A 25,445-nucleotide genomic window follows, 5' to 3' on the forward strand; every position below is an offset into this window, starting at 1 on the left:
TGGAAGACGACGTCCGGCGCATCGTCGTAGGCGATTTCGCCTTTGTTCATTATGATGAGCCGGTCGGTTAATTCCGCCTCTTCGGGAAATTGGGTGACGAAGATAATCGTGATTTGCTCGGTGATTTTTTTGTGCGCGTTGTCGGCTTTTATTTCTTTGAGTAATTGTAGCAGTTCTTCTCTGCCCTGGGGGTCGAGCATGGAAGTCGGCTCATCTAAAACGAGATATTTGGGATTCATGGCGAGAACGGAGGCCAATGCCAGCCGTTGTTTTTCTCCCCCGGAGAGCAAGTGCGGCGGATGATGGCGGTATTGTTCCAGATGAAATTGCAGCAAAATTGTATCGACAATTTGGTGCATCGTTTCTGTGGGAACGCCCAGATTTTCCAGTCCAAAAGCAATTTCGCGTTCCACAGAAGTGGAAACGATTTGATTGTCCGGATTCTGGAAGACCATGCCCACTTTTTTGCGCACGGGAAGATGATTCTCAAGTTTTTGCGTGTCCAAACCGTCGATGGTAATTTTTCCCAAAGAGGGGAGAAGCAGCGCGTTGAGACAGCGCACCAGGCTGGTTTTGCCGCTGCCGTTGGGCCCCATGATGGCGAGGAATTCCCCTTCGCGAATTGTGAGGTTGACATTTTCCAGCGCCGTCACCGGCTCCGGATCGACTTCGTAAATTAGACTGACATCTTTTATTTCAATCATGTGATCACAAAATTTGAGGTTTATTCACCCATTATCTGCACGACAACGTCCCGCTGCCGCGAGCGATTGTCAAAGTCGATGACGACAATTTGTTGCCACGTGCCTAAAAGTAAAAGTTTTTCTTGAAATGGTATTGTGAGCGACGCCCCTAACATGGCTGCCCGGACGTGAGAAAATCCGTTTCCGTCATGCCAGGTGGCGTCGTGATGGTAGCCTTTTCTTTGCGGAGCGATTTTTTCGAAAGCTTCGGGCAAATCTTTCAATAAGCCGGGTTCGTACTCAATCGTTGTCACTCCGGCGGTTGAGCCGGAAATGAAAACAGTCACAGTACCAGAGTTAATGCCTGATTTTCTCACAGCATCCGCCACATCATGAGTGATGTCAATGATGTCGGTGAATCCTTTAGTAGAAATGTCGATAAAATCGTTGACTACAAGCATGTTTGTCTCTCTTTTTTTATTCGACCCGCAACATTTGCCGCAAGTCCAGATAGCGTTCTTCGATATCTTTTTTGGTGATTTCTTTTAACCGTTCGAAGCTGAATTTTTCCACACAAAACGCACCCAGCGCGCTGCCGTACAACACTGCTTTTCTCAAATTTGTTGGCGTAATTTTGTCCGTGCCGGCAAGATAACCAACAAATCCGCCGGCGAAGGAATCTCCCGCACCAGTGGGATCGGTGACATTTTCCAGCGGAAATGCCGGCGCAAAAAATATCTCATGTTCGTGCAGCAACAGAGCGCCATGTTCGCCTTTTTTTATGACGAGTGTTTTCGGTCCCATTTTCTGGATTTTTTTCGCGCCAATGAAAAGATTTTCTTCCTGAGACAACAGCCGCACTTCGGATTCATTGATAATTACAATGTCGATTTTTTTTAGAACAGCCTTCAACAATTCCGGCGTTCCTTCAATCCAGAAATTCATGGTGTCCAGCACCACCAATTTAGGATTGATGGTCTGCGACAGAACTTTTAATTGCAATTCCGGATGAATATTTGCCAGAAAAACGTAGGGGATTTCCCGGTAGTTTTCCGGCAAATCAGGATCAAATTCTTCAAAAACATTGAGCTCGGTGAATAAAGTTTCCCGGTCATTCAAATCTTCGTTGTATTTCCCGCCCCAGCGGAAAGTTTTGCCCGGTTTTTGTGCCAATCCCTCGAAATTAACGCCTCGTTCGCGCAAGAAAGAAATTTCTTCGAAAGGAAAATCATCGCCAACCACGCCGACGACGTTGACTTTGTCAAAATGACTGGCGGCGGCGCTGAAAAAAGTCGCTGATCCGCCTGGTGTATTTTCCGTCTTGCCAAAGGGAGTTTCTACAGTATCGAGAGCCACAGAACCGACAACCAGTATGCTCATATTTTCCTCTTTTGATTTGAGTTCGGATTACATGTATTCAGGAGCGGTGATTCCCAAAATCGAAAATGCATTTGCCAAAACCGTTTTTGTCGCCTGCGCTAACTTCAGCCGCGCCAAACTCAATTCCCGATTCTCGGTCACGACACGATGCTTGTGATAAAAATGGTGAAAAGCCGCCGCGGTTTCCTGCAAATAATTCGTCAATCGATGCGGCTCCCAGGCGAGAGCGGCGCCCTGTACGATGTCGGGATATTGCAGCAATTTTTTGATCAGCAATTTTTCTTCGGGTTCCTTAATTGGTGACAATTCAGCATCTTTCGCGGGTTTCAGCCCTTGCTCAGCGGCATATTTGAGAATATTGCAAATTCTCGCGTGCGCGTATTGCACGTAATAAACCGGATTTTCTTCGCTTTGCTTTTTAGCAAGTTCAATATCAAAATCCAGATGGCTGGAACATTTGCGATTGACAAAAAAGAAGCGAGCAGCGTCCACGCCGACTTCTTCGATCAATTCTTTCATTTCGATAATTTGACCCGCGCGTTTAGACATTTTCACCTGTTCGCCGCTGCGGAGCAAATTCACCTGTTGAACAATTTCCACGTGAAAACTGTCTTTCGGATGGCCCAGCGCAAGCAGAGCGGCTTTCATTCTGGGGACGTAGCCATGATGGTCGGGGCCCCAAATGTCGTAGAGTTTTTTGTAGCCACGCTCATATTTTGTCTGGTGATAAGCGATGTCCACCAAAAAATAGGTCGGTTCGCCTTCGCTGGTGATCAGCACGCGGTCTTTTTCGTCGTCAAATTCGCTGCTGCGAAACCAGACGGCGCCGTCCTGTTCATAGGTGTAGCCTTTTTGACGAAGTTCATTTAGAACTTTCAAATGGGCATTTTTCTCGCGCAGCGAGCTCTCACGAAACCAATTCTGGAAATTAACGCGATACTGCGCCATCATCTCTTTTTGCGCGCGAATCATTTTTTCCAGCGCAATATTTTTCAGTTCTTCGACGCGCTGAGCTTCGGCAAGAGAAACAAATTTATCGCCAAATTCGTCTTTGATTTCTTTTGCCAGATCGATGACGTAGTCCCCGTGATAGCCATCTTCCGGAAAGGGTTCTTCTTTGCCAAATAACGCCATGTAGCGGCTGGAAACGGACGCACCAAGCAGACGCACCTGTCTGCCGGCGTCATTGAGATAAAATTCCCGATCTGCCTTAAAGCCAACAGCGTTGTACAAATTCACCATTACATCGCCAATTGCGGCGGCGCGGGCGCTGACAACATTTAATGGCCCCGTGGGATTGGCGCTGACAAATTCGATCTGCAGGCGTTCGCCATTTCCGATATTGGACAAGCCAAAAGATTTTTCTGCTTGAATGATAGCGCGGAGAACTTCGCGATAATAGCCCCAACCAAGAAAAAAATTAATGAAGCCGGGACCGGCAATTTCCACTCTTTCAATGAGTTCAGTATCGGGTTTCAAATATTTTATCAGTTCTTCTGCCACCTGTCGCGGCGATTTTTTTGCCACAGATGCCAGGCGCAACGCCGCATTCGTTGCCAAGTCGCCGTGACTCTCCTGACGTGTTGCTTCGATGGTAATATTTTTTTTCTCCAGGGTGTAGCCTGCTTTACTCGCCGCTTCCGCGATAATTTCCTGCAAAATGTCTTGTATATTTTTCATTTGTCCTCAATCTTGGTTATCTCAGCATCTCCCCACAATTTTTCCAGATTATAAAAATCACGCGTCTCCGGGCGGAAGACATGCACAACAACATCGACTAAATCTAACAACACCCAATTTAATGATTCATATCCCTCCCGATGCCACACCTTGATTTTTTGCTCGGAAAGTTCGTCGATGATGTTGTCGGAAATGGCTTTCACCTGAATGTCTGTATCACCGCTGCAAATCACAAAGTAATCTGTAATTGTCGTCACCCCCCTCAAATCTAAAATCAAAACGTCTTCGGCTTTCTTTTCCAAAGACAATTGGGCGACTAAATGCGCTAATTCTTTTGAGTCCAAATTTATTTTTTCCTCCGAATGGTTTTCAGTTTTGAGTCTCTGGTTTCGCGTTCCGGGTTTATTGACTGATTGCAACCTCGAATGAACCTGGCGCTTGTTCAAAACATATTTTTCTTCAAAGCGGTTCCCCAAAAAATTATTTTTTTACTAAATAATTAAATCTTGGAGCCTTGGCGGCTTCGAGGTTGAATAGTTACAAACACTGGTTTCAAAAATAAGGCTAAAAACACAAGACTCGCAACTCTCAGTACAAAATTCGCATCGCCAGCTCGAGACTCAAAACTCGGAACTACAGACTCGAAACTGATTCCACAGCTTCAATCACCTGTCGCGGTTGGATTTCAGCCATGCACTGGAAATGTTTCTTCGGACAGCGATCGCGACCCACATGAGAGCAGGGACGGCACGAGAGCTGGTTATTTTCCAGAATGACCGCGTCTTTCGTCACCGGAAAAAATCCCAATTCCCTGGTGGTGCTGCCAAAAATTGCTACAATTTTCTTCTTCAAAGCCGTCGCGAGATGCATTAAACCGGAGTCGTTAGTGATCACTAATTGGCATTTGTCCATCAGAGCGGCTGTTCCCAGCAGGGAAAGTTCTCCGGCGGCGACAAGTACGTTTCGATAGGCTTTAATGTTCAAAGAATCAATAAGTTCCCGATCCTGCTGATTCCCAATTAAAATTATGCCGTTCTTTTTGTCTTCAGCAAAGTGGCTGATCACCAGTTGGAAATATTCCGGCAGCCAGCGTTTCGTGGCAAAACTGGCGCCTGGTGCAATGGCAATTATTTTTTCAAAATTTTGTTCAAAAAAAAGCTCATATTTTTTTTCAATTTCGGATTTGATTGTCGGCGAAAAATAAATTTCCAATCCTTCTCCGTCATCCGAAATGCTAAATTGAAGCAATGGCAGTAAATATCGTTGGTGAATCGGGACAACTTTTTTAAATAAGTTTATTTTAAATTTAACAAAAATAGATCGCCGCAGCGAGAACTTGGAGTAGCGGACAACGCGTCTTGCGCGGCTAAAAGTTGTCAAATAAAAACTGCGAAAATTTTTGTGCAAATCAATGATCAGGTCGTAGCGCTCGCTGACGATTTGTCTTTTAATTTTTTTTAAAGAAAAATCATCATTGTTTTTGTCAAAAAAGTAGAGATGATGAATTGCCGGGTGATGCGCTACTAGTTCTGCAAATTGCTTTTTAACGACAAAATCCAATTCAGAACGGGGAAATCGCTTTTTGATCAATCGAACTGCCGGCGTTGTCAAAATAATGTCGCCAATGGAACTGAGACGAATGATCAGGATTTTTTCTATTTCTGAATTTGATCTTTTTCTAATCATAATTTTCCGGATCGAGCGATTTGAACCAGTCAATGGTCTTTTGCAAACCATGTTCAAAATCGACTTTCGGTTCCCATCCCAGCAGCTTTTTCGCCCTTGTGATGTCCGGCTGTCTGATTTTGGGATCGTCCTCGGGCAAATCCTGAAAAACAATCGGACTCTTGCTTCCGGTCAGACGAATTACTGTTTCCGCCATTTGCTTGATAGTCATTTCCTGCGGATTGCCGATATTCACCGGATCATTGGTGTCGGAAAGCAGTAGTCGATAAATGCCTTCCATCAAATCATCCACATAACAGAAACTTCGCGTCTGAGAGCCGTCGCCGAAAATGGTGATGGGCGCGTTTTTTAGCGCCTGGGGCACAAAGGTCGGAATTGCTCTGCCATCGTTGGGCCTCATGCGCGGGCCGTAGGTGTTAAAAATGCGGACGATTTTTGTGTTGACGTGATGATAGCGATTGTAGGCCATCGTGAGCGCTTCGGCGAATCTTTTCGCTTCATCGTAAACGCCGCGCGGTCCCACGGGATTTACGTGTCCCCAGTAATTTTCGTGCTGCGGATGGATCAATGGGTCGCCGTAGATTTCCGACGTTGACGCTATGAGAAATGTCGCTTTTTTTGACAGCGCCAAACCCAACGCCTTGTGCGTACCCAGCGCGCCAACTTTCATTGTCTGAATCGGCAACTGCAAATAATCCAACGGACTCGCCGGCGAGGCGAAGTGGAGCACATAGTCGATGTGCCCGGCAATGTAAATATATTGCGTGACGTCATATTTGATAAATTTAAATTGCTCGCTTTGCAGATGCTCGATGTTGGCGATGTTCCCGGTGAGCAAATTGTCCATTGCAATAACTTCGTGGCCTTTTTTCAGCAGGTACTCGCATAAATGCGATCCCAAAAATCCGGCCCCGCCGGTGACTAAAGTTCGTGGCATGTGGCAATCTCCCTTGCTGTTTACCCATTAAAAATATGTGATGAGAAAAAATTTCAATTTTTCCAATCTTTGGCAAAATTAAATTTTTCCAGCAAATTTTTTGAACCAACGATGTTCAGTTTATTATTTTTCTGATAAATAATCAGCGCCTGCGCATCAGGCATTTGATTGACAAAAATCATGCCTTTTTGCGGCCCCATCACGAAAATGGCTGTGGCCAAAGCGTCGGCGATGGTGGCATTTTTTGTTTGAACGGTGACGCTCACACACTTTCGCGCGGGATAGCCTGTTTTCGGATCCAAAATGTGATGGTAACGCACTGAATCCTGAAAAAAATAACGTTCGTAGTCGCCGGATGTCGCGACGCTTCCCTCGTCCAATGGAAACCAGCCGACAAATTTTCCTTCATGGCGCGGGTGGCGCAGCCAGATGCGTCTTTTCCCTCGCGTCAAATCGCTGCTAATGACGCGCAAGTCGCCGCCGGCATTCACCATGGCGTCTGTTACGCCTGCTTCTTTAATAATACGAATAGCTTCGTCAATTGCGTAACCTTTCGCAATGCCACCGAGGTCTAAATTTACGTTTGATTTCTGAAATTTTACTTTTTCAGCGGTTAATTCGACCAATTTGTAATTGACAAGTTCAAGATTTTTTCGAATTGAGTTTGCCTCGGGAACATGGGGGTGTTCGGTTTCAAATTTCCACAATTTTTTGATCGCGCCAATCGTCATGTCAAAATTGCCGGCTGTTTGGCGGCTCACTTCTTCGCTCACACGCAAAATTTTCATCAGCGAAGTGTCCACGGGAACTGATTTGATGGCGGCGTTTTGATTGACAAAACTGATCCGGCTGGAATCGCTGTAATTATTTGTTAACGAATCAATTTGCTCCATGCGCTGAAATGCGCGATCGATGATTGTTTGGAGTTGTTCTTCTGTTTTTTGGGGATGATAGACGACGATTTGTACAACTGTATCCATCAAAATCCGCGTCTGCGCCGCCGGGCGCAGTTGATTATTCATCTGACATTGCGAAAATAAGAAAATGGCGGATAACGTAACTATCAGTTTATTCATGAGTTACTTATCCCGAGAAGTAATGTAATTTGCCAGCAGAAGCAGCGAATCCTTGTAGGCAGACTGGGAGTAACTATCAAGTTTTTGCAGCGCCTTTTGAATGAAAAACTCAGCTTTCTGTTCGGCGTACTCAATGCCGCCATTTTTCTTGACAAAGTTTTTGATCTCCGGAACATGTTTATCTTTTCCGTTCTCTAACAGTGCAAGAATACCTTTTCGCTCTGTGTCATCGGCTTTATTCAGACTATGGATTACCGGCAAAGTGATAATATTTTCAATTAAATCTTTTCCGATGGGTTTGCCTAAGCTTTCTTCTGTCCCGTAGTAGTCTAACAAATCGTCTTTAATTTGAAAGGCAATGCCAAGATATTCTCCAAAAAGCCTCATATTTTCCTGGTGCTCATAAGTCGGAATCTGTGAAGTCATGGCGCCGAGCTGGCAGGTTGCGGCTAATAACGATGCAGTTTTATTCGAGATGAGGCGCATGTAAATGGATTCATCCAATAAAAGCTCGCGTGATTTTTCCATTTGCAGCAGCTCGCCCTGACTCATCTTAATAGATATGTCGGCAATGATCCTGATCATTCTTTCGTCCTGCATGTCCAATAATCTATTAAAAATATGAGCAAATAAAAAATCACCGATGAGCACTGAAATCTTGTTTTCCCAGATGCTATTCACCGACGGATTGCCGCGACGCATGTCCGAGTTGTCAACCACGTCGTCGTGAATCAGCGTCGCTGTGTGCAGCAATTCCACAACAAGCGCAATATCTATCGACTTTTTCGTCGGCTTGCCGGTGAGGCCGCTGGACAAAAAAAGCAAAATCGGGCGCAGCCGTTTGCCTTTGCCAGTAATGACATAATTGAAAACGTCATTGACCAGTTGAACTTCGGAACGGATGATGGTTTTAAATTTTTGTTCGAGCTGCTGTATTTCTTCGGAAATAGGGAAACAAATTTTGTCAAGCACTGGTGGTTGCCTTTCTTGTTCTATCGGTTAATTGTCTATTCTAAATTCCAACAATAAATGAGGCTGAATTTGTGATTCTTAAAGAATCCTAAAAGTAACAATTTGAACATTTAAATGCAAATAAAAAAATCTTCAAAATTGCTTTCACTGGATAAAATTCAGGGATATTCGCCTAAATCGGTAATGACAGTTAAAATTGATTCGCTAAAAGCAAAAATTAGTCATTCATTCAACGGTTTCATTGCAAATTTTTGCTAAAAAAATGTCTATTAAAAAGCAATGGAAAATTTGAACAATTCCGGAAAAGCCTCAACTCAATTGCACTGGCAATAACGATCCCGCGATTCCTTAAATTTTATCGTTGCCGGCTGTGAAAGTTCGCCGGCAAAACTGCCTTCAACTTGCCCGATAATCATTCGGCGAGACAACATTTCCCGGCGGTCAGTTTGCTGGTGTAATTTACTAAAATCAATAATAGGGATCGTCTTTTGATTCAATGAGCACGAGTCCAAAGCTTTTGCCGGAGATGGTGAGCCCTACTTTTATTTTTCCGGTCACCGAAACCCGATCTCCTTTAAACGGGATTGCTCCTTTTGGCTTGACCCACAGCGTGCCCGTACCATCGTCGATTTGATAAATTCCAATGCCCAAAATCGGCATTGTGACGGTGTTTTTGACAACGCCGCTGACATTCACAATTCGGTTGTGGTAGCGTCGCGAATCCTGGCGTATGTCATTGATGCGCGTGCTGGCGGCGCAACCGATGATTGTCAGTGCCAGAAAAACGATCATTGCCTTCGCGAAATTTCTCATCTTTGCTCCCTTCGGAAAAGTGAGTTTTCCTTTTGTCGGACATTTTATTGACGTCTCGACAAAAAATTTATTCTTCTGTTTTCTTGCGCAGTTCTTCGGAATGCTGGAAAAATTCTTCCAGGGTCATTTTTTTTAGAAAATTAAAACCGCGCGCCGCGCGAAGCCTTGGGTGTTTATTTTCGAACAAAAACTCTCTTCCCAGCGCAGATTTTATCAATTGATATTGCTCGACCATAATCTGCTGCGCCAATCGGGAAAACGGGCCGTCCAACTCGTAGCTTGGGAAAGACGCTGCCCGCTGCGAACCAAAACAGCTATGAAATGCCTGGTCCAGGCTGGCAAAAGAATTCAGGGAAACAGGGACAAAAGTCGTCGCTTCGGCCGGGTGAAATCTGTACCACACATTGCGATAGCCCCAGATTTGAATTTTTGCTTTTTTGTGTTTTTTGGTGTATTTTTTTAAGGCCTCGCTGATCGCTTGCATGACTTTGTAGTGCGTATCGGGACCGCTGCCTTCAGGGTCAAGCGCCACGGTAACGATGGTCGGCTTAATTTCTTCAATCAATCTGATAATTGGCTTGACGTCGCGTTGGTCTTCCGGTTCTTCGGTAAAAATTTCGCCCTGGTAAAATCCGAGACGGAGATGTTTTACGTTTTGAGAGTTGAAACCCAGATAGGCCCACAACAGATCCGCTTCCCATTCTCTGATCATTCCTTTGAGTCGCTGAATGTAGGTCATATCTTTTTTGCCCGGATATTGTGTGTGAAAATAATTGAGCAATTCATCGATGCGATGTTTGATATGCTGTAAACTTTCTTCTTCAAAAATGAACATTAAATTTCGTAACAGACGTCGGCTTTGCGCTTCATTTTTTATTGAGCGGCTGTGCGCGGCGACGCCGTCAAGATAATGGTACACGTCCCGGTCGCGAAATAGCGCGTTGGAGAAATCAAAGTAATGCTGGGCGTGAAGTCGCTGAAATTGTGCTGTGTCAATATAATCGTACCGCAAAATTTTGAGTAAATCGTAAACATACTTATTGGTGACGGCGGTGAAGCCGCTGGTCATGTAATTAAAATAATGGACGTTTTTCGGATCCCGCACCAGGTGCACCATGTAGGGCCAAAATCCGAGCATGACATCGTCGTGATGCGGCGCAGTGTGCATGAAAATCTCTCCGCTAACGGGCGCGACACCATCGTTAATTTTCTGTTTGATGGAATTTTCCGTCATTTGAATGATTTCAGCGACTTGTTTTGAGGTTTTGGACAGCAAGAGATTTCCGATTTTGTTTTCGGTGAAATTTTTTTCTGTCAAAGCAGATAATCTTTTTGAGTTCAATTGAGCTAAATTGATGGTCACGCGTTCCAGGTCTTCGTCCGACAAATTTTCTTTCCTTGCCAATTCCTGGAAGCGGCGTTCAACGAGAAATTTAGCGGCGCCGCGCGTCAAATAAAATCGTGCGCGCGGCAATTTTTGCAGCGCCGTTGCCGGATACAAATTGTTGGGGTTGTTTTCGATTGCCTTTTGAATGATCTTTGCCTTTGCCTCGCCGGCGGCGATGATTATGGCGACCGCTGCCGGGTTGTAAATAATTGTACTCAATCCGATGGTGATGACCAGCCGGTTCCTGGCAATTTCAATGCCGCCCATGTCCGTGGCTGCCGCTGCCTGTGTCTCGTAATTTGTCGGTGTTAATCGTGTCGTGGAGAAATGGTCCGAGCCGCGAACATTAAAGCCGATGTGTCCGTCCGGGCCGATGCCGCCAAGAAAAAAGCCAATGCCGCCCATCTTGCGAATTTTGGTTTCGTAATCGAAGCAGTACTGGTCGATGGCTTCAATAACTTGTTTTTGCACGCGTTCCTGCTTTAAAGTTGGCTGTCGATAGCGCAGACTCAAGTCAACTTTTTCATCGGGAAAAACTTTTTGGGGATCCATGTCTTCCGGCACGCCGATTTTGTAAGCGTCGATGAGCAGGGCTTTATTTTTATCGAGACCAAAATCTTTAATGTAATAGCGATTGATGTAATGGTAAAAGCTGTTGTATTGCAGGGAATTGATCGGATAAAATTCGTCAATTTGCACAAAACGCAAATTCTCCATTTCAGGCTTTTTCGTCGTATCGAGCAAACCCCAGGAGCGAAGGTCTTCTTTGATTTCTTTTTTACCCCAATTTTTGAGAAAATATTTTACCCATCTGATGAAATGTTCGGGGGTTTTCCCGGTCGGAAGAGAAATGACGCCGTGGGGATTATTTTGTACCCACTCCAAAAAGCGAACCGCGGTCAGCTTTCCCAACGCCGGGAAATTATCCACAATGATAACAGGAATTTTTTCTGTCGGCGGATAAATTGGATCCAATCCACTCCTTTCAAGCGCTTCTTTTTCAACATTCGATTCATTAAATGAAAAATTCAATGTCTTGTTCATGTTCATCCTTTCTCTGGCAATTGTCATTCAAAATGTCTTCCCCCGCTAAACTGCGAGACTACCGTCATACAGAAAAGAAATCAATTGCGTATGTGAAAAATTTGTAGCGTCCGTTTCAGATTATGGTTCTGTTTATGAATTTGGAGAAAAATTGAGACTGGCGATTCGGTGAAATATCGGCCAATTTTTTCTGCAAATTACTTCAAAAATAGCAAAGCCCATTTTAATGCTATAATTTAAAAATATTTTTCCATTAATCAAGTTTTTTTTAATATCCATGCATAAAAAAAGGGATTACAGTTTTACTATAATCCCTTAGAATTTCATTAATTGACGTCACATCTTCTTCGCTTTTGTCGTTCCGCAATCGCCTTTTTTGTCAATGAACTCTTGCAGAGATACATTTTTTTTGTAGCACTCCTGATCAATGTAATCGAGAATATAACCGAATTTGTCCGCCGGAATGTAGCCCGGGATCACAGTAATGACTTCCTGTTTCGACGTGAGGAAACCGAGCGAGGGAAAACCAGTCACGCGAAACGCTTGTGTCAACTGCACATTGGTAAATTCGCGACCTTGAAAGTGGGCGGTTTCTGTCTGGCTTTCCGCGTTGATGCGGATGGTGACAAAGCGTTCCGCCAGTTTTTTGGCGATTTCGGGGTTCTGGAAAGTTTTTTCGTCCATCACTTTGCACCAGTGACACCAATCCGTATAAAAATCGATGATCATATTTTTATTTTCTTTTGCGCCCTTCGCCAGACCCTCGTCAAATTTCATCCAAACGACTTCTGGCTTGGCGTCGCTCTTTTTCTCTACCTTTTGTTGCTTGTCCTGAGCAATGCTTTCGCTGTCCGACCCAGAGCAGCCCCATACAAAAATTACAGTTAAAAGCAAAAATACGCTAAAATACTTTTTCATGATAATCCTCCAATAGAATTTAACTTTAACCCAAAAGCGAAACGCTTTTTTAAATTGTCCGTAGCCGGAATTGGGTAGTGAATTTTCACGGCCGTAGCCACAGATTTATTTCCTGACGATTAGGTGACGCTTATTATTTTTTTTAACGATACGGAGAACATCGCCTTTTCCGCTCGCTGATATTTTGCGTTTTGTGAAGCGATAAAAATTGAGTGTCTCCACATGAAAAACTAATTTGTCCCCGGCAATTTCATTTTTTTCATAATTTTTCGATGAATTCTATGCTTCATTTTTCTCGATTTGCGCGTCATTAATGTTCGTTTTGTCTTCACTTTCATCCTGAAAGTCGCAGGAGCGAGGCATTCAGGTAGAGATCCCCGCTTTGGGTAAAACATAGCGCAGCAATATCACATACACGACAAAAAATAAAATTGGAATTAACGAATCCATTAATTTTGCTCCTGTAGTTTTTTCTTTTTCTTGTCTTCTTTCCTATTAAAAGAAAGAACAATGCCTATTAGCGCTCCATATCCTGTGCTGATGTATGGATTGCTGGTGATAGGGCAAGATCCGGATCGACATCCGATAAATTTGTAATATGCAAATCCCAAAATAGCGCCAATCAGAATAATCCCTATTCGTTTCCAGATTTTCATAATTTCCTCATGATTTTGCATACGGTTCCGCTTTGTAAAAAAAGAAACTTTAAAGAAATATTAGATGCCCGTTTCTCGTAAAAGTTTCATTGCAGACAAAAATTTCGCTTGCGTCACAGGCGAAAACTCATTATATTAAAATCAAAAGATTAGCGCCAAAATATGAGGTGAATCATGTTAAAAGAATTGCAAAAACTATTTGGGAAAAAGAGTCTCATGGAACAAGCGGTGGCCGCGTGTCTGGTGATGTTGAAAGAGGATTGGGAAATGTTTCGTGAATCTGTAAAATCTTTGCGTGAGAGCGACACGGCAGAGCTCAGTTTTGATATTGAGGGAAAAGATATTAAAATTAACAAGTTTGAGCGTGAGGTGAGGAAAAAAGTGCTCACGCATCTCGCCGTCAGCGATGTGAGCGATTTGAATCTTGGGCTGATCTTAATCAGCATTGTCATCGACATCGAGCGGATCGGCGATTACACAAAAAATATTGTGGAATTAGCACAAAATCATCCCGGTCGTTTACGCGGCGGCCCCTGGGAACAGAAGCTAAAGCAGAATGAACAGATCATCTCAGATAATTTCGGGCGTTTGATTTTGGCGTTTGAAAAATCAGAAACAGACAGCGCAAAACAATTACTCGATGAGTTGTGGCGGATCAAGAAAGATTGCGACGCCAGAGTGTTTGAACTCATTCAAAACGAAAGTTTGGATTTGCAGATAAAAGACGCTGTCGCGTTGGCGCTTTACATGCGCTATTTGAAACGTGTCGCTTCGCATTTGATGAATATTGCCACCAGTCTTGTGAATCCATTTCATAAATTGGGTTATCGGCCGGTGGAGTGAAAAGAACGGAAAGCGTGAGTTTTTTTCTTTTTAATATGCAACAAATTCCGCGATATTGAACCTTTGGGGGCGCTTTTGCCATGAAACCGATTCGTCGCAAAATTTTCTGAAACTTTTTCTTGTCGTTTCCGTCTTTAGGGTCAACAAGAGCGGTCAGAGTTGAAAATTTTAAGTTTGTCAGAAATTTTAATTGGGAGGATAACATGGAAGCAAGTCACGAAATCGCCGAGATGAACTTCTTTGAAAAATTAATCAATGTATTTTTCGCTCCGCGGAAAACGATGGAATCTATCGATCGAAAACCACTATGGGTTCTGCCCTTTATCGTAGTGCTGGTTCTTATCACGCTATTTACCGCACTCACCATCAACATTTCTCTGCAGGAACAATTGCCCAAACAGCGAGCGGCAATGGAAGAAAAGGGTATGTCCACCGATCAAATTGACAACGCCATGGAAATAGGGCATAAAGTCGGTAAGATAATCGGCCCGATCTCGGCGCTGATCGTTAGCGGAATTTTTACGGCGCTGATGGCTCTCATCATCTGGTTTGTCGGCAATATTGTTCTCGGTGGTTTGGCGCCTTTCAAAAAAGTTTTCACAGTTTATGTGTATTCTACTTTTATCAGTATATTGGGAATGTTTATCAAGCTGCCTTTGATTTTTCAAAAGAAAACCATGGACATCAATTTTAGTCTGGCGTCCTTTTTTAACCCGGATAATATCAACAAATTCATGTATTCTTTTCTAAAATCCATTGAAGTATTCGAGGTGTGGAGATTTTTTGTGCTTGCCATCGGATTTGCAGTTGTTTATCGTTTCTCGATGAAGAAGTCCGCGTGGACGATGTTCGCATTATTTCTTATTTATGCCGCCATTATGACCATAATTTACTCGTTTCAGATGGGCAAATAAACAGACAGGAGTTTTTTTATGCGACGAATCGGTTTTTTCATGGTTATTTTTTTGTCGATGCTGACATTTGCTTTTGCGCAAACTGACGTCCGCAAAACGCTCAGCTTGAATGATTGCATTCACATTGCACTGAAAAACAATACAAGCATTGTAGCGGCAAAGAGTTCCGCAGACATGTCAAATGCGGCGCTGCAATCGGCGAGGGGCAATTTTTTGCCGATAGTGGATTTTAGAGCGAGTGGGAGCCGACGAAGCGAAGAGTGGAAAACAATTCGCTTTGACGAGTTGGTGTCGTCAAAAGAATCATATTCCTACCAATTTGAGCTACGGCAGCCGATTTTCACGGGATTTAGCAATTATGCTAATTACAAACAGCGACAGTTCGACTACCGGCAGAATGAGAATAAATTTGGCTGGACAAAACAAACTGTCGTTGTCGATGTGAAGTTGAAGTATTACAACGTACTGAAAAATAAACAATTGCTGAATGTGGCGGAAGAGGCGCTGCGCGCTGGCAAAGAAGAATTGAATCGGCTGCAGGAAATGGAAAAAATAGGCGCTGTGTCCAGGTCCGAAGTGTTTCAGCAAAAAGTCCGCGTTGGCGAATATCGGCTTAATCTGGTCAACGCGCGGAACGCTTACATTAATGCGGAAACTGAGCTCAATCACACATTAGGTATCGATGTTACCAGAGAGATTGAATTGGTTCCGGAAATAATGGACACGCTGGCGCGCGCGCCGGATTTGGATTTTGCTTCTGCGACTAAAATGGCGCTGGCAAATCGATTGGATTTAAAAGCGTTTGTGGATCAATTGGAGAGCTCCAAAGCTAATGTTACTGTCCAAAAAAGCGGCTATTTTCCCATGCTTTCGGTCTTCGGTAATTACAATTGGTGGGACGTCCAATTTCCGCGAAAAAAAAGGGACATCGATGCATTTGATTCTTACAGCGTCGGCGTCAGCTTGAGTTTTAATTTATTCAATGGCTTCAAAACCAGGTCCGCGGTGCAGGCCGCAAAAGCCCGGGTGATTGCCGAGGAAGCAAATCTGGAGCAAGCGAAGCGTCAGGTGATCTGGGACGTGAAAAAAGCGTTTCTGGAACTGGACAGAGTCAATGAAAATTTGCAGGTGACAAAGGAAAATATTCAGGCTGCGGAAGAAGATTACCGGCTGGCGTCTGAGCGTTACCACATTGGCGCCGGGACTTTAATTGAACAATTGACGGCGCACGCCTCTTTGACCAGCGCCAAAGTAGAAAGAATTAAAGCAGTTTACGACTATAAATATGCTGTGACTTTGTTGGAGTTGGTCACGGGCAGACTAACCTGGAAGTAAAGAATGTTTCAGGAGAAATTAAATGAATAAAAAGAAAATTTTCATCATCATCGGCGTTATTATCATTCTCGGCGTTTTCATTATTGCTAATTTAAAGAAAAGCGAGGGCGGAGGAATTGAAGTCACTGTGGAAAAGGTTCAGCGGGGAGATATTACCCAGGTGGTTTCGGGTCCGGGGAAAATTCAGCCGGAAGTCGAAGTAAAAATCTCCGCGAATGTAAGCGCTGAAATTACTGGTTTGTACGTCACCGAAGGGGATTACGTGCATAAAGGTCAGTTGCTTGTGGAATTGGATCGCACAAAATATGTCGCCGCCACTGATCGCGCCCGTTCGACAAAAAAATCCGCTGAAGCAAATTTAACCAAGGCGAAAAATGATTATGGGCGCGTACGTGAATTATATGATAAAAAATTGACCTCTCTGGCAGATTTGGAAAACGCGCAGGCAAATTTGGAATTGGCGGAAAGCCAACTGGAACAAGCCGTCGCTGGTTTGCATCAAGCTGAAGATGATTTGTCTAAAACCAAGCTGTTTTCTCCCTTGGAAGGCACTGTCACAAAAATAAACAAAGAAGTCGGAGAAATCGCACTGGGCTCGATGTTTCAGGCGGATGTCATCATGGTAGTCGCGGATTTGTCGAGAATGGAAACGGTCGCCGAAATTGATGAGAACGATATCATTCTCGTCAATGAAGGCGACACTACCGACATCTCTGTGGACGCAATTCCGGATACGACTTTTCTGGGAAAGGTCAGGGAAATTGCCCATACGGCTACCACGCGAGGATTTGGCACACAAGAAGAGGTCACCAATTTCGAGGTGAAAATTTCGATTTTAAATCCGTTGCCGACAATGCGTCCGGGCATGTCCGCGACTGTGGATATTCGCACCGAATCCAAACGAAACATTTTGCAGACGCCAATTCAAGCGGTAACTGTGCGCGAGAAAAGCAAAGTTTTTCCTGACTCAACCAAAGTTGAGCAGAAAGGTAAAAAGGAAAAATCGGAAAAAAATTCGGAAGACGAATTAGTGGAATGCGTTTTTATTGTTGAAGACGGAATAGCGAAAATAGCCCCAGTGAAAACCGGTATCTCCAGCGATACTTACATTGAGATTAAATCCGGCGTCGCGGAGGGACAAATGGTGGTAACCGGCAGCTATCGCGCGTTGTCCAAAACACTGGAAAACGGTAGTCGCGTGAAAATCAATAAAAAATCTAAATTTTCGGAGAAATAAAAAACGGCTGTCGTCGCGGTAAAGTCGAGTAGTGGCAACTTTTCGGAGAAAAAGGACATGGTTATTGAGATTAATGATATTGGTAAAGTTTATCAAATCGGAACACAAGAAGTTCACGCTTTGCGTGGCGTTTCTTTGCAAGTGGAGGCAAATGAATATCTGGCGATCATGGGTCCTTCCGGTTCTGGTAAGTCTACATTAATGAACATCCTCGGTTGTCTGGATACGCCAACTTCGGGCTCATATCGTTTTGTCAACGAGTTAGTCAGCGAAATGGACGACGATCAATTGGCGGAAATTAGAAACCGAGAAATCGGCTTCGTTTTTCAGACATTTAATTTGCTTCCGCGCGCTTCTGCGCTTCACAATGTGGAATTGCCCATGATTTATAATGGCACTCCTGCTGGCAAACGTCGGGAAATTGCCAGCAACGCGCTGGGGCGGGTGGGGCTTGGCGATAGAATGGATCATCGGCCCAATGAACTTTCCGGCGGACAAAGGCAACGCGTGGCCATCGCGCGCGCGCTGGTGAATAACCCAAAAATTATCCTTGCCGACGAGCCAACCGGAAATCTCGACACGCGCACCGGCGAGGAGATCATGGAAATTTTCGAGGAGTTGCACGAGCAGGGGCATACGATAATTTTGGTGACGCACGAAGAATATATTGCGGAACACACAAATCGCATAGTCAGGTTACGCGACGGGAAAATTGAGCGCGACGAGGCTTTGAATTAATGAAATTGCAATTGAGCTATTCAAAATTTCATAAATTACAAAAAGTTGAAAAAATATGATCAAACTTTTCATTGAAATATGGGAAAGCGTCAAAATCGCGCTTCAGGCGCTGCGCGCCAATAAAATGCGAACTTTTCTAACGACATTGGGCATTGTCATCGGAATTACCACAGTGATCGGGATTCATTCTATTATTCATGGCTTAAACAATGCTTTTTATACATCTATTTCAGCGCTTGGTTCTGACGTTTTGTATGTGCAAAAGTTTTCCTGGTTTTCCAATAAAGATTGGCTGGAAGCCCGTAACAGAAAAAACATCACCATGAAAGAAGTTAATGCCATTGAAAAACAGGCGACATTGGTTGCGGCGGTGGCGCCGGTGGTCGGAACCAGAAAGACTGTCAAGTACGGCAGTGAGCAACTAAAAGATGTCACCATAACCGGTACGACCGAGGACTACGTCACGACGGCAAATGTCGTTCCCGAATTTGGCAGACCTGTTTCGCGACAGGACGTTGATCACAACCGCGCCGTTTGTGTGATTGGCTGGGAAGTCGCTGATCGATTATTTAAAAAAGTGAATCCCATCGGCCGACGCATTAAATTGGGCGCGTACAAATTTCGCGTCGTTGGCGTGCTGGAGAAAAGAGGCAGCCTTTTCGGACAAAATCTTGATACGGAAGTAATTGTTCCATTTGGCGTATTTCAAAAAATATACGGCTCACGACGCTGGATGACAATTGAAGTTAAGGTAGTTTCACCCGCTAGGGTAGAAGATGCAAAGGACGAACTGATTGGCATCCTGCGGCGCGTGAGAAAAGTGCCGCCCGGCGAAGACAATGACTTTGCTATTAATCAGCAGGATATGATCGCTGACATGTACAAACGGTTAACGACGGCGCTCTACGCTGTCGCGTTCGGTGTGGGGACTATTGCTTTGCTCGTTGGCGGGATTGGGATTATGAATATTTTGCTGGTTTCGATCACGGAAAGAACTCGTGAAATCGGGATACGCAAAGCCCTCGGCGCGAAGAAGCGTGACATTTTGTGGCAATTTTTAATCGAATCTCTCGTGGTGAGCGGCATCGGAGGTTTGATCGGAATTGTTTTGGGCTTTTTGGCGGCCAAAGCGATTTCATCTGCTACATCATTGGCGGCTTCCGTTTCTTTGACTTCGGCGTTTATTGGCATTGTGTTTATTGCCATTGTGGGACTTTTTTTCGGCATTTTCCCGGCCTACAAAGCGTCCAAGCTCGATCCGATTGAGTCGTTGCGATATGAATGATGTTGGTGATTGAGATTTAGCTATTGGCTTTTGGCAGTGTATTGGATATTTTTTCGAGCAAGTCAAAAGTATAATCAAAATTAACAATCACAAAAAACTTGTAACTTGAAACTGACAAAAATGGACTTAAAAGAAAATTTAAGCATATCTTTTGACGCGCTGCGCGGTAATAAAATGCGGTCAATCTTAACGACGCTGGGTATCGTCATCGGCGTTACGACAATTATTGGAATGATGTCTATTATTCAGGGTCTGCAAAATTTTATGGTACAAGAGCTTTCCGTGCTGGGGTCGAATACTTTCCAGATTCAAAAAAATCCGCCGATACAAATGGGCCGCCTCGATGAAAAGTATCGAAACCGAAAACGCATCACCCTTGATCAGGCAATGGCCGTGAAGAAACACTCTTCGCTGGTCAAAGCTGTCGGTCCCGAGGTGTGGTATTTCGGCGAGGTGGTTCGCTATCGAAAGGAAAAAACCAATCCCGATATTCTTATTATCGGCGCTACGCCGGAATTTCAAGCGGCAAACAATTATTTCGTCGGTGAGGGCAGATTTTTGAATGAGACCGATGTCGATCATAATCGGAAAGTGGTGGTTTTAGGGCTGGACATCGTAGAAACGCTTTTTCCGCATTCCGATCCGGTTGGACAATATATTCGCGTTGGCGCGCACAAAATGAAAGTGATCGGCGCTCTGGAGAAGCAGGGTAGTTTATTCGGACAGAGCCGAGATAATCGCATCATTGTGCCAGTGACGACATTTCAAAATATGTACGGCGAGCGACGCAGTTTGAGCGTCACTGTTCAGGTCAAAAATCCGAAGTACATGCAGCAAGCGATGGATCAGGTGATTGGAATATTACGCGCCGTCAGAAAAGTGCCGCCAGGGGAGCCCAATGACTTCGAGATTTTTACCAGCGAGTCGCTCATTAATACCTTTAATGATATGTCATTTTCCGTAAAAATCGCCGCCATCGGTATCGCGCTGATTTCTTTGCTGGTCGGCGGCATCGGAATTATGAATATCATGCTGGTTTCTGTGACCGAGCGGACGCGGGAAATTGGCATTCGCAAAGCGGTTGGCGCAAAAAGAAGAGATATCCTTTGGCAGTTTGTCATTGAATCGATAATTCTGGGAAATATCGGAGGGTTTCTGGGTATTATTCTCGGAATAATTATCGGTCTTTTCATTGGCGTTGTCACGCCATTACCTACAGCGATTCCTGTGTGGGCTGTTTTTTTGGGAATCGGATTCTGCTCTCTTGTCGGTTTGTTTTTCGGAATTTATCCGGCGGCGAAAGCGGCTCGGTTGGCGCCAATTGTCGCGTTGCGTCATGAATAATGAGGAGGTACTATGAAGCTCAAAAAACGAGAAATCGAAAATGTTTTGGTGGTCGAAATATCCGGCGAAATTATGGGGGGGACAGAAACAGAAGATTTTCGGGCTCTTATTTTTGAGGCCATCGAGAATGAAATGGTGAATATCGTCATTGATTTAAAAAAAACAAAATGGATGAACAGCTCAGGGCTGGGAATGTTGGTGAGCGGATTGACGACTATTCGCAGCAGCGGCGGAGACCTGCGTCTTGCCAACATCTCGGAACGCGTTCGCCGACCTTTGCAAATAACTCGGCTGGAATCCATTTTTTTGAGCTATGATTCCGTGGAAGAAGCGATTCACAGTTATCAGGCAAAATAGGAGGAATGCATGAGTCAACTATCAAGAGATGAAATTTTGGCAAAAATAAAGAACAAAGAGTCGCTCGCCGGGCTGGATTTGTCAGGGGCCGATTTTTCTTACGAAGATTTGCGCGGCGTTGTCTTTTCAGGAGCAAACCTTTGTGATGCGCATTTGCAGAATGCGAATCTGGCACAGGCTGATTTTAGCGACGCCCACCTGGAGCAAGCGTTTTTTTTCGGCGCAAATTTGGCGCAGGCAAAGTTTGATCGGGCGTTTTTGAAAGACGCCAATTTGCAGGATACCAATCTGGAATTTGCTTCATTCAAAAACGCAGATTTGGAACATGTCAAATTATTCGGCGTGCAGGCGGAAAACGCTGATTTTCAGGGGGCGAATTTGTCCAACGCGAGAATGAAACGCTCGAATTTCAAACACGCAAACTTTCAGCAAGCAAATCTGAATCAGGCCCATTTAGAGAGATCGGAGTTGAATGGCGCGGATTTCACAGGCGCAAATCTGGAGGGAAGCTTCCTGGAGCACGCTGATTTGACAAATGCAAAACTGAAGTGATTGTCTTTTCTGAAAAATTATGATTAAAAAAAATTCTTTTCCTATTTCAAAAATCCAATCCGCGATTGATATCAATCAAAATATGCCGCAAGACTAAACTGCTCATTTTCTTTCAAAATTTAGAACAATTCCCTTGTTCAGGCGTTAAATGTTGTTTAAATTGGATTGTGTCAATAAACTCAATTTTTGTGCTGTGGAGATTAGCTGCAAGGGATGTGTATGAAACCACTCAAGATGTTTGCTGTTGCCCCTTCTTTACCTGAACAATTAACCCCTTTAAAAACATTAGCTTACAATTTATGGTGGAGTTGGAATCCTGACGCCATCGATCTTTTTCGTCGCGTAGATTGGGACATCTGGGAAAAATCAAACCATAATCCGATAAAAATGCTCGGCATGGTAAGCCAGGCGCGTTTTGATAAATTGGCTTTTGACGACGGTTTTTTATCTCATCTGCGGCGTGTCACTGAGGAACTTGAAAATTATCTTTCTGGAACGACCTGGTATGAGAAAAAATTTGGCAAGCCCGAGAATGAAAAAATTGCTTATTTTTCTGCTGAGTTTGGTTTGACAGACTGCGTGCCGCTCTATTCTGGCGGGCTCGGCGTTCTTGCCGGGGACCATTTGAAATCCGCCAGCGACATGGGAATTCCGCTGATTGGTGTCGGCTTGCTGTATCAGCAGGGCTATTTTAATCAATATCTGAACGCAGATGGTTGGCAGGGGGAATTGTATTTGAAAAATGATTTTTACAACATGCCTGTGCAACTGCTGCGCGATGAACATGGCGCGAAGATTGTCATTGAGCTCGAATTCCCCGGTCGGAAAGTTTTCGCTCAAATTTGGCAAATTTCCATCGGACGCATTCGTTTGCTGTTGCTTGATACCAATAATAAAAATAATTCCCTACAGGATCGCACCATCACCAGCGAGCTGTACGGAGGCGACGGCGAAACCAGAATTCAGCAAGAGATTGTGCTTGGCATCGGTGGTTTGCGCGCTTTGCAGAAGCTGAAAATTGAGCCGGATATTTTTCATATCAACGAAGGGCATTCGGCGTTTTTGAGTTTGGAACGCATTGCCGTCGCCATGAGAAAACTCAATCTTACATTTTCTGAAGCATTGGAACTCACACGCTCGGGAAACATCTTTACCACCCATACTCCGGTTCCTGCCGGGATTGACATGTTTTCCCAGGAGTTGGTAAATAAATACTTTTCTGAGTATTTCAAGCAGTTGAATATTTCCCGTGAAGAATTTTTGCGAATCGGCGGCATTCATTATTCGCAAAATAAGGGAAAGTTTTCCATGGCGGTGTTGGCGATCAATCTCGCCGCTTACGTCAACGGCGTCAGTAAATTGCACAAACGCGTGTCGCGCGACATGTGGAAACATCTCTGGCCAAACGCGCCGGTGAATGAAGTTCCCATCTCTAACGTGACTAATGGCGTGCATCCGGGATCCTACATTTCCAAAGAATTAGCGAGTCTGTTGGACCGCTATTTAGGACCGGCGTGGAAGACAAAACCGGGAGATTTGTCAATCTGGGCCCGCGTGTCGGAAATTCCCGGAGAAGAATTGTGGCGAACTCACGAACGTAATCGTGAACGGTTGGTTGCATTTGCCCGCGAACGGATGCGGCAACAATCCAAAAAAAGAGGCGCTCTGCCTTCGCAATTATCCCTGGCCGACGATGTTTTGAATCCGGAGGCGTTCACAATTGGTTTCTCGCGTCGTTTTGCTACTTATAAACGGGCAACTCTGCTCTTTCGGGATATTGATCGTTTGGCGCAAATTTTGAACAATAAAGATTTCCCGGTGCAAATAATTTTCGCCGGCAAAGCGCATCCCAAAGACGATCCGGGCAAGCAACTCATCAAGGAAATTATTCACCATCTCAAACACGAGAGATTTCGCCAACACATTGTTTTTATTGAAAATTACGACATTGAAGTCGCCCGCTACATGGTGCAAGGCGTCGATTTGTGGCTCAATACGCCGCGCCGTTACATGGAAGCCAGCGGCACCAGTGGCATGAAAGCAGCCATGAACGGCGTGATCAATTGTAGTATTTTGGATGGCTGGTGGGACGAGGCGTACAAGCCGGAAATTGGCTACGCCATTGGCAGCGGGGAAGAATATGAAGATTTCGCTTATCAGGATGGTGTGGAGTCCCAACTTTTGTACGACTTGCTGGAACATGAAATTATTCCCAAATTTTACAAGCGAGGAAAAAACAACATTCCCCGCCAGTGGGTTGCCTTGATGAAAAATTCAATGGCGGCGATTTGCCCTGTTTTTAATTCCAACCGTATGACCCGCGAATATGCGGAATTGTTTTACAGCCCGTCGATGAAAAATTTTCATCTTCGAATGGAAAATGACCAGCGAATTGCCAGAGAGATTGCTCATTGGAAAAAACATTTGCGGAACCACTGGCAAAAAATTCATTTCGTTGACATCGCGCAAAATGAACCTGACAATTATCAAGTCGGCAGGTCGGTTGAAATTACGGCGAAAATTTTTATCGACGGAATTTCACCGGAAGATATCGTCGTGGAAATCTACCACGGCATTCCCGACGCAGATCACAACTACATTTCGGAAGGTCGAATTCAGCCAATGGAATTGACGGAAGAAAACGGTGAAAACATTTTTACCTATCGCGGCCAGGTAAATTTTGATGTTAGCGGGCTATACGGATACACATTGCGCATTTTGCCACACCACAAAGATTTATTGCATCGCCATGAGACTGGCTTGATCTTGTGGGCGAATCAGAAATGATTTTTAGAAAAAAACAGACATTGCCAATGTGATTTGTCGATTTTCCCGGTGCTGGTTGTTGTTAAAGGATGATTTTTAGATACCAAGCCCGGCCGAAGGTGCGTAAATCTCATCGTGAATTTCCCGCAAAAATTGGTACAGCGGATTGATCGTGTGAAAGGCGAAAGACAATTCGTTGACTAATTCCTGCGAAAAAAGAAGTTCGTCTCTGTTCCGTTTGCAACTCAAATAAAATGAACGACATTGGTACCAGAGTTGAATTTTTTCGCCGTGTTCATTGGGAATTTTTCTTTTGTAATGGTCGGGAATGACCTCAAAGAAATTCTGTTTTTTCAAACAGGAAATGGCTTTGAGAAATTCGTCGGGATTCTCGTCTATTCTGCTGCGCAGCGCGTCCATCGTCGCTCGGGAGGCGTTGTAATAGCCCATGCCGAAACGATACCAGTCAGGGAAAATTTCAAAAAAATAGGCAGGAGAATCTTTCCAATTTTTCACCCGCCGCTTGAAAGTGATCCACATATTTCCGCGGAAAAGCCGTTTGTCCCGGGAAAAACGCGTATCGCGAAAAATACGCGAGATTGTTTTGTTTATCGCCGGCGTGGTCTCAAACTGCGCGTCAATCGCCAGCATCGAGGGCGCCAGATCAGCAACCAGCGCTTTCAATGGCTGAAGCACGTACAAATTGTAAATGGGACGATTTTTTTCAAACCAATCTTTGCTGTTGCGATCTTCAACCTCGCCCAGAAAGTCAAAAGTTTCCTGAGAAAATCCGGTGAAAGCATTGTCTTTATCCATAGAAGAAAGGTCTCCGTTCTATTTTG

The 25,445-nt window shown here is 44.4% G+C and carries 24 protein-coding genes; 10 read left to right on the forward strand and 14 right to left on the reverse strand.

All coding sequences use genetic code 11. The annotated features are described in order from the left end of the window. The 13 genes from GXO74_13675 to GXO74_13735 all read right to left on the reverse strand — a co-directional run. Positions 1–704, reverse strand: a 704-nt coding sequence (locus GXO74_13675) for an ATP-binding cassette domain-containing protein (protein ID NOZ62716.1), incomplete at its 3' end; no start/stop codon positions are given. Positions 705–724: 20 nt separating this feature from the next. Continuing rightward, positions 725–1,144, reverse strand: coding sequence for a YjbQ family protein (locus GXO74_13680; protein ID NOZ62717.1), 420 nt, complete (start codon positions 1,142–1,144; stop codon positions 725–727). A gap of 16 nt (positions 1,145–1,160) precedes the next feature. Next, positions 1,161–2,063 (reverse strand): sugar kinase, encoded by a 903-nt coding sequence (locus GXO74_13685; protein ID NOZ62718.1) that lies wholly within the window; start codon positions 2,061–2,063, stop codon positions 1,161–1,163. 27 nt (positions 2,064–2,090) lie between these two features. Beyond that, on the reverse strand, positions 2,091–3,743 hold the full coding sequence (locus GXO74_13690; protein NOZ62719.1) for an arginine--tRNA ligase: 1,653 nt from the start codon (positions 3,741–3,743) through the stop codon (positions 2,091–2,093). After that, on the reverse strand, positions 3,740–4,087 hold the full coding sequence (gene rsfS, locus GXO74_13695) for a ribosome silencing factor (protein NOZ62720.1): 348 nt from the start codon (positions 4,085–4,087) through the stop codon (positions 3,740–3,742). The genes GXO74_13690 and rsfS overlap by 4 nt, the downstream gene beginning before the upstream one ends. A 289-nt stretch (positions 4,088–4,376) precedes the next feature. Continuing rightward, positions 4,377–5,429, reverse strand: coding sequence for a glycosyltransferase family 9 protein (locus GXO74_13700; protein ID NOZ62721.1), 1,053 nt, complete (start codon positions 5,427–5,429; stop codon positions 4,377–4,379). Next, positions 5,422–6,366, reverse strand: a complete 945-nt coding sequence (locus GXO74_13705) for an SDR family oxidoreductase (GenBank protein ID NOZ62722.1) — start codon at positions 6,364–6,366, stop codon at positions 5,422–5,424. Before GXO74_13705 ends, GXO74_13700 begins: the two co-directional genes overlap by 8 nt. A 53-nt stretch (positions 6,367–6,419) precedes the next feature. Next, the gene (locus GXO74_13710; GenBank protein ID NOZ62723.1) at positions 6,420–7,442 is read right to left on the reverse strand and encodes an FAD:protein FMN transferase; all 1,023 of its coding nucleotides are present in this window, start codon (positions 7,440–7,442) and stop codon (positions 6,420–6,422) included. 3 nt (positions 7,443–7,445) lie between these two features. Beyond that, positions 7,446–8,414: a polyprenyl synthetase family protein gene (locus GXO74_13715; protein ID NOZ62724.1), complete on the reverse strand. Its 969-nt coding sequence runs from the start codon at positions 8,412–8,414 to the stop codon at positions 7,446–7,448. A 468-nt stretch (positions 8,415–8,882) separates the two neighbouring features. Then, entirely contained in the window at positions 8,883–9,227 is a 345-nt protein-coding gene (locus GXO74_13720) for a hypothetical protein (protein NOZ62725.1), read from the reverse strand. A gap of 67 nt (positions 9,228–9,294) precedes the next feature. Beyond that, positions 9,295–11,658, reverse strand: coding sequence for a glucosamine-6-phosphate deaminase (locus GXO74_13725; GenBank protein ID NOZ62726.1), 2,364 nt, complete (start codon positions 11,656–11,658; stop codon positions 9,295–9,297). Positions 11,659–11,994: 336 nt separating this feature from the next. Then, positions 11,995–12,576, reverse strand: a complete 582-nt coding sequence (locus tag GXO74_13730) for a DUF255 domain-containing protein (GenBank protein ID NOZ62727.1) — start codon at positions 12,574–12,576, stop codon at positions 11,995–11,997. A 449-nt stretch (positions 12,577–13,025) separates the two neighbouring features. Further along, the gene (locus GXO74_13735) at positions 13,026–13,232 is read right to left on the reverse strand and encodes a hypothetical protein (protein ID NOZ62728.1); all 207 of its coding nucleotides are present in this window, start codon (positions 13,230–13,232) and stop codon (positions 13,026–13,028) included. A 174-nt stretch (positions 13,233–13,406) separates the two neighbouring features. Between GXO74_13735 and GXO74_13740 the strand changes: the two genes are divergently transcribed. The 10 genes from GXO74_13740 (at position 13,407) to GXO74_13785 (ending at position 24,624) form a co-directional block, all read left to right on the forward strand. Continuing rightward, the gene (locus GXO74_13740; protein NOZ62729.1) at positions 13,407–14,075 is read left to right on the forward strand and encodes a hypothetical protein; all 669 of its coding nucleotides are present in this window, start codon (positions 13,407–13,409) and stop codon (positions 14,073–14,075) included. A 203-nt stretch (positions 14,076–14,278) separates the two neighbouring features. After that, complete coding sequence (locus tag GXO74_13745; GenBank protein ID NOZ62730.1) at positions 14,279–14,989, forward strand: YIP1 family protein; 711 nt, start codon at positions 14,279–14,281, stop codon at positions 14,987–14,989. A gap of 18 nt (positions 14,990–15,007) precedes the next feature. Continuing rightward, positions 15,008–16,324, forward strand: coding sequence for a TolC family protein (locus GXO74_13750; GenBank protein NOZ62731.1), 1,317 nt, complete (start codon positions 15,008–15,010; stop codon positions 16,322–16,324). Between the two features lie 22 nt (positions 16,325–16,346). Continuing rightward, positions 16,347–17,561, forward strand: a complete 1,215-nt coding sequence (locus GXO74_13755; GenBank protein NOZ62732.1) for an efflux RND transporter periplasmic adaptor subunit — start codon at positions 16,347–16,349, stop codon at positions 17,559–17,561. A 57-nt stretch (positions 17,562–17,618) separates the two neighbouring features. Continuing rightward, a complete protein-coding gene (locus GXO74_13760; GenBank protein ID NOZ62733.1) occupies positions 17,619–18,299 on the forward strand; it encodes an ABC transporter ATP-binding protein in 681 nt (226 codons plus the stop codon). Positions 18,300–18,354: 55 nt separating this feature from the next. Further along, the gene (locus tag GXO74_13765; protein NOZ62734.1) at positions 18,355–19,584 is read left to right on the forward strand and encodes an FtsX-like permease family protein; all 1,230 of its coding nucleotides are present in this window, start codon (positions 18,355–18,357) and stop codon (positions 19,582–19,584) included. A gap of 120 nt (positions 19,585–19,704) precedes the next feature. Beyond that, complete coding sequence (locus GXO74_13770; protein NOZ62735.1) at positions 19,705–20,928, forward strand: FtsX-like permease family protein; 1,224 nt, start codon at positions 19,705–19,707, stop codon at positions 20,926–20,928. Positions 20,929–20,940: 12 nt separating this feature from the next. Beyond that, positions 20,941–21,285 (forward strand): STAS domain-containing protein, encoded by a 345-nt coding sequence (locus GXO74_13775; GenBank protein ID NOZ62736.1) that lies wholly within the window; start codon positions 20,941–20,943, stop codon positions 21,283–21,285. A gap of 9 nt (positions 21,286–21,294) precedes the next feature. After that, a complete protein-coding gene (locus GXO74_13780; GenBank protein ID NOZ62737.1) occupies positions 21,295–21,837 on the forward strand; it encodes a pentapeptide repeat-containing protein in 543 nt (180 codons plus the stop codon). Between the two features lie 219 nt (positions 21,838–22,056). Further along, complete coding sequence (locus GXO74_13785; GenBank protein NOZ62738.1) at positions 22,057–24,624, forward strand: glycosyltransferase family 1 protein; 2,568 nt, start codon at positions 22,057–22,059, stop codon at positions 24,622–24,624. A 75-nt stretch (positions 24,625–24,699) separates the two neighbouring features. Here GXO74_13785 and GXO74_13790 read toward each other — a convergent pair whose 3' ends face one another. Then, on the reverse strand, positions 24,700–25,419 hold the full coding sequence (locus GXO74_13790; GenBank protein ID NOZ62739.1) for a DUF2461 domain-containing protein: 720 nt from the start codon (positions 25,417–25,419) through the stop codon (positions 24,700–24,702). Positions 25,420–25,445: the final 26 nt, after the last annotated feature.

Source organism: Calditrichota bacterium, from assembly GCA_013152715.1.
GTDB lineage: Bacteria > Zhuqueibacterota > Zhuqueibacteria > Thermofontimicrobiales > Thermofontimicrobiaceae > 4484-87.

Excerpts from the sequence above, each read along its gene's own strand:
- GXO74_13785 (NOZ62738.1), top strand. The coding sequence starts at position 22,057 with ATGAAACCACTCAAGATGTTTGCTGTTGCCCCTTCTTTACCTGAACAA.
- GXO74_13735 (NOZ62728.1), bottom strand. The coding sequence starts at position 13,232 with ATGAAAATCTGGAAACGAATAGGGATTATTCTGATTGGCGCTATTTTG.
- GXO74_13765 (NOZ62734.1), top strand. The coding sequence starts at position 18,355 with ATGATCAAACTTTTCATTGAAATATGGGAAAGCGTCAAAATCGCGCTT.
- GXO74_13680 (NOZ62717.1), bottom strand. The coding sequence starts at position 1,144 with ATGCTTGTAGTCAACGATTTTATCGACATTTCTACTAAAGGATTCACC.
- GXO74_13775 (NOZ62736.1), top strand. The coding sequence starts at position 20,941 with ATGAAGCTCAAAAAACGAGAAATCGAAAATGTTTTGGTGGTCGAAATA.
- GXO74_13705 (NOZ62722.1), bottom strand. The coding sequence starts at position 6,366 with ATGCCACGAACTTTAGTCACCGGCGGGGCCGGATTTTTGGGATCGCAT.
- GXO74_13770 (NOZ62735.1), top strand. The coding sequence starts at position 19,705 with ATGGACTTAAAAGAAAATTTAAGCATATCTTTTGACGCGCTGCGCGGT.
- GXO74_13690 (NOZ62719.1), bottom strand. The coding sequence starts at position 3,743 with ATGAAAAATATACAAGACATTTTGCAGGAAATTATCGCGGAAGCGGCG.
- GXO74_13755 (NOZ62732.1), top strand. The coding sequence starts at position 16,347 with ATGAATAAAAAGAAAATTTTCATCATCATCGGCGTTATTATCATTCTC.
- GXO74_13720 (NOZ62725.1), bottom strand. The coding sequence starts at position 9,227 with ATGAGAAATTTCGCGAAGGCAATGATCGTTTTTCTGGCACTGACAATC.
- GXO74_13740 (NOZ62729.1), top strand. The coding sequence starts at position 13,407 with ATGTTAAAAGAATTGCAAAAACTATTTGGGAAAAAGAGTCTCATGGAA.
- GXO74_13725 (NOZ62726.1), bottom strand. The coding sequence starts at position 11,658 with ATGAACAAGACATTGAATTTTTCATTTAATGAATCGAATGTTGAAAAA.
- GXO74_13745 (NOZ62730.1), top strand. The coding sequence starts at position 14,279 with ATGGAAGCAAGTCACGAAATCGCCGAGATGAACTTCTTTGAAAAATTA.
- GXO74_13730 (NOZ62727.1), bottom strand. The coding sequence starts at position 12,576 with ATGAAAAAGTATTTTAGCGTATTTTTGCTTTTAACTGTAATTTTTGTA.
- GXO74_13790 (NOZ62739.1), bottom strand. The coding sequence starts at position 25,419 with ATGGATAAAGACAATGCTTTCACCGGATTTTCTCAGGAAACTTTTGAC.
- GXO74_13760 (NOZ62733.1), top strand. The coding sequence starts at position 17,619 with ATGGTTATTGAGATTAATGATATTGGTAAAGTTTATCAAATCGGAACA.
- GXO74_13700 (NOZ62721.1), bottom strand. The coding sequence starts at position 5,429 with ATGATTAGAAAAAGATCAAATTCAGAAATAGAAAAAATCCTGATCATT.
- GXO74_13710 (NOZ62723.1), bottom strand. The coding sequence starts at position 7,442 with ATGAATAAACTGATAGTTACGTTATCCGCCATTTTCTTATTTTCGCAA.
- GXO74_13750 (NOZ62731.1), top strand. The coding sequence starts at position 15,008 with ATGCGACGAATCGGTTTTTTCATGGTTATTTTTTTGTCGATGCTGACA.
- GXO74_13780 (NOZ62737.1), top strand. The coding sequence starts at position 21,295 with ATGAGTCAACTATCAAGAGATGAAATTTTGGCAAAAATAAAGAACAAA.
- GXO74_13685 (NOZ62718.1), bottom strand. The coding sequence starts at position 2,063 with ATGAGCATACTGGTTGTCGGTTCTGTGGCTCTCGATACTGTAGAAACT.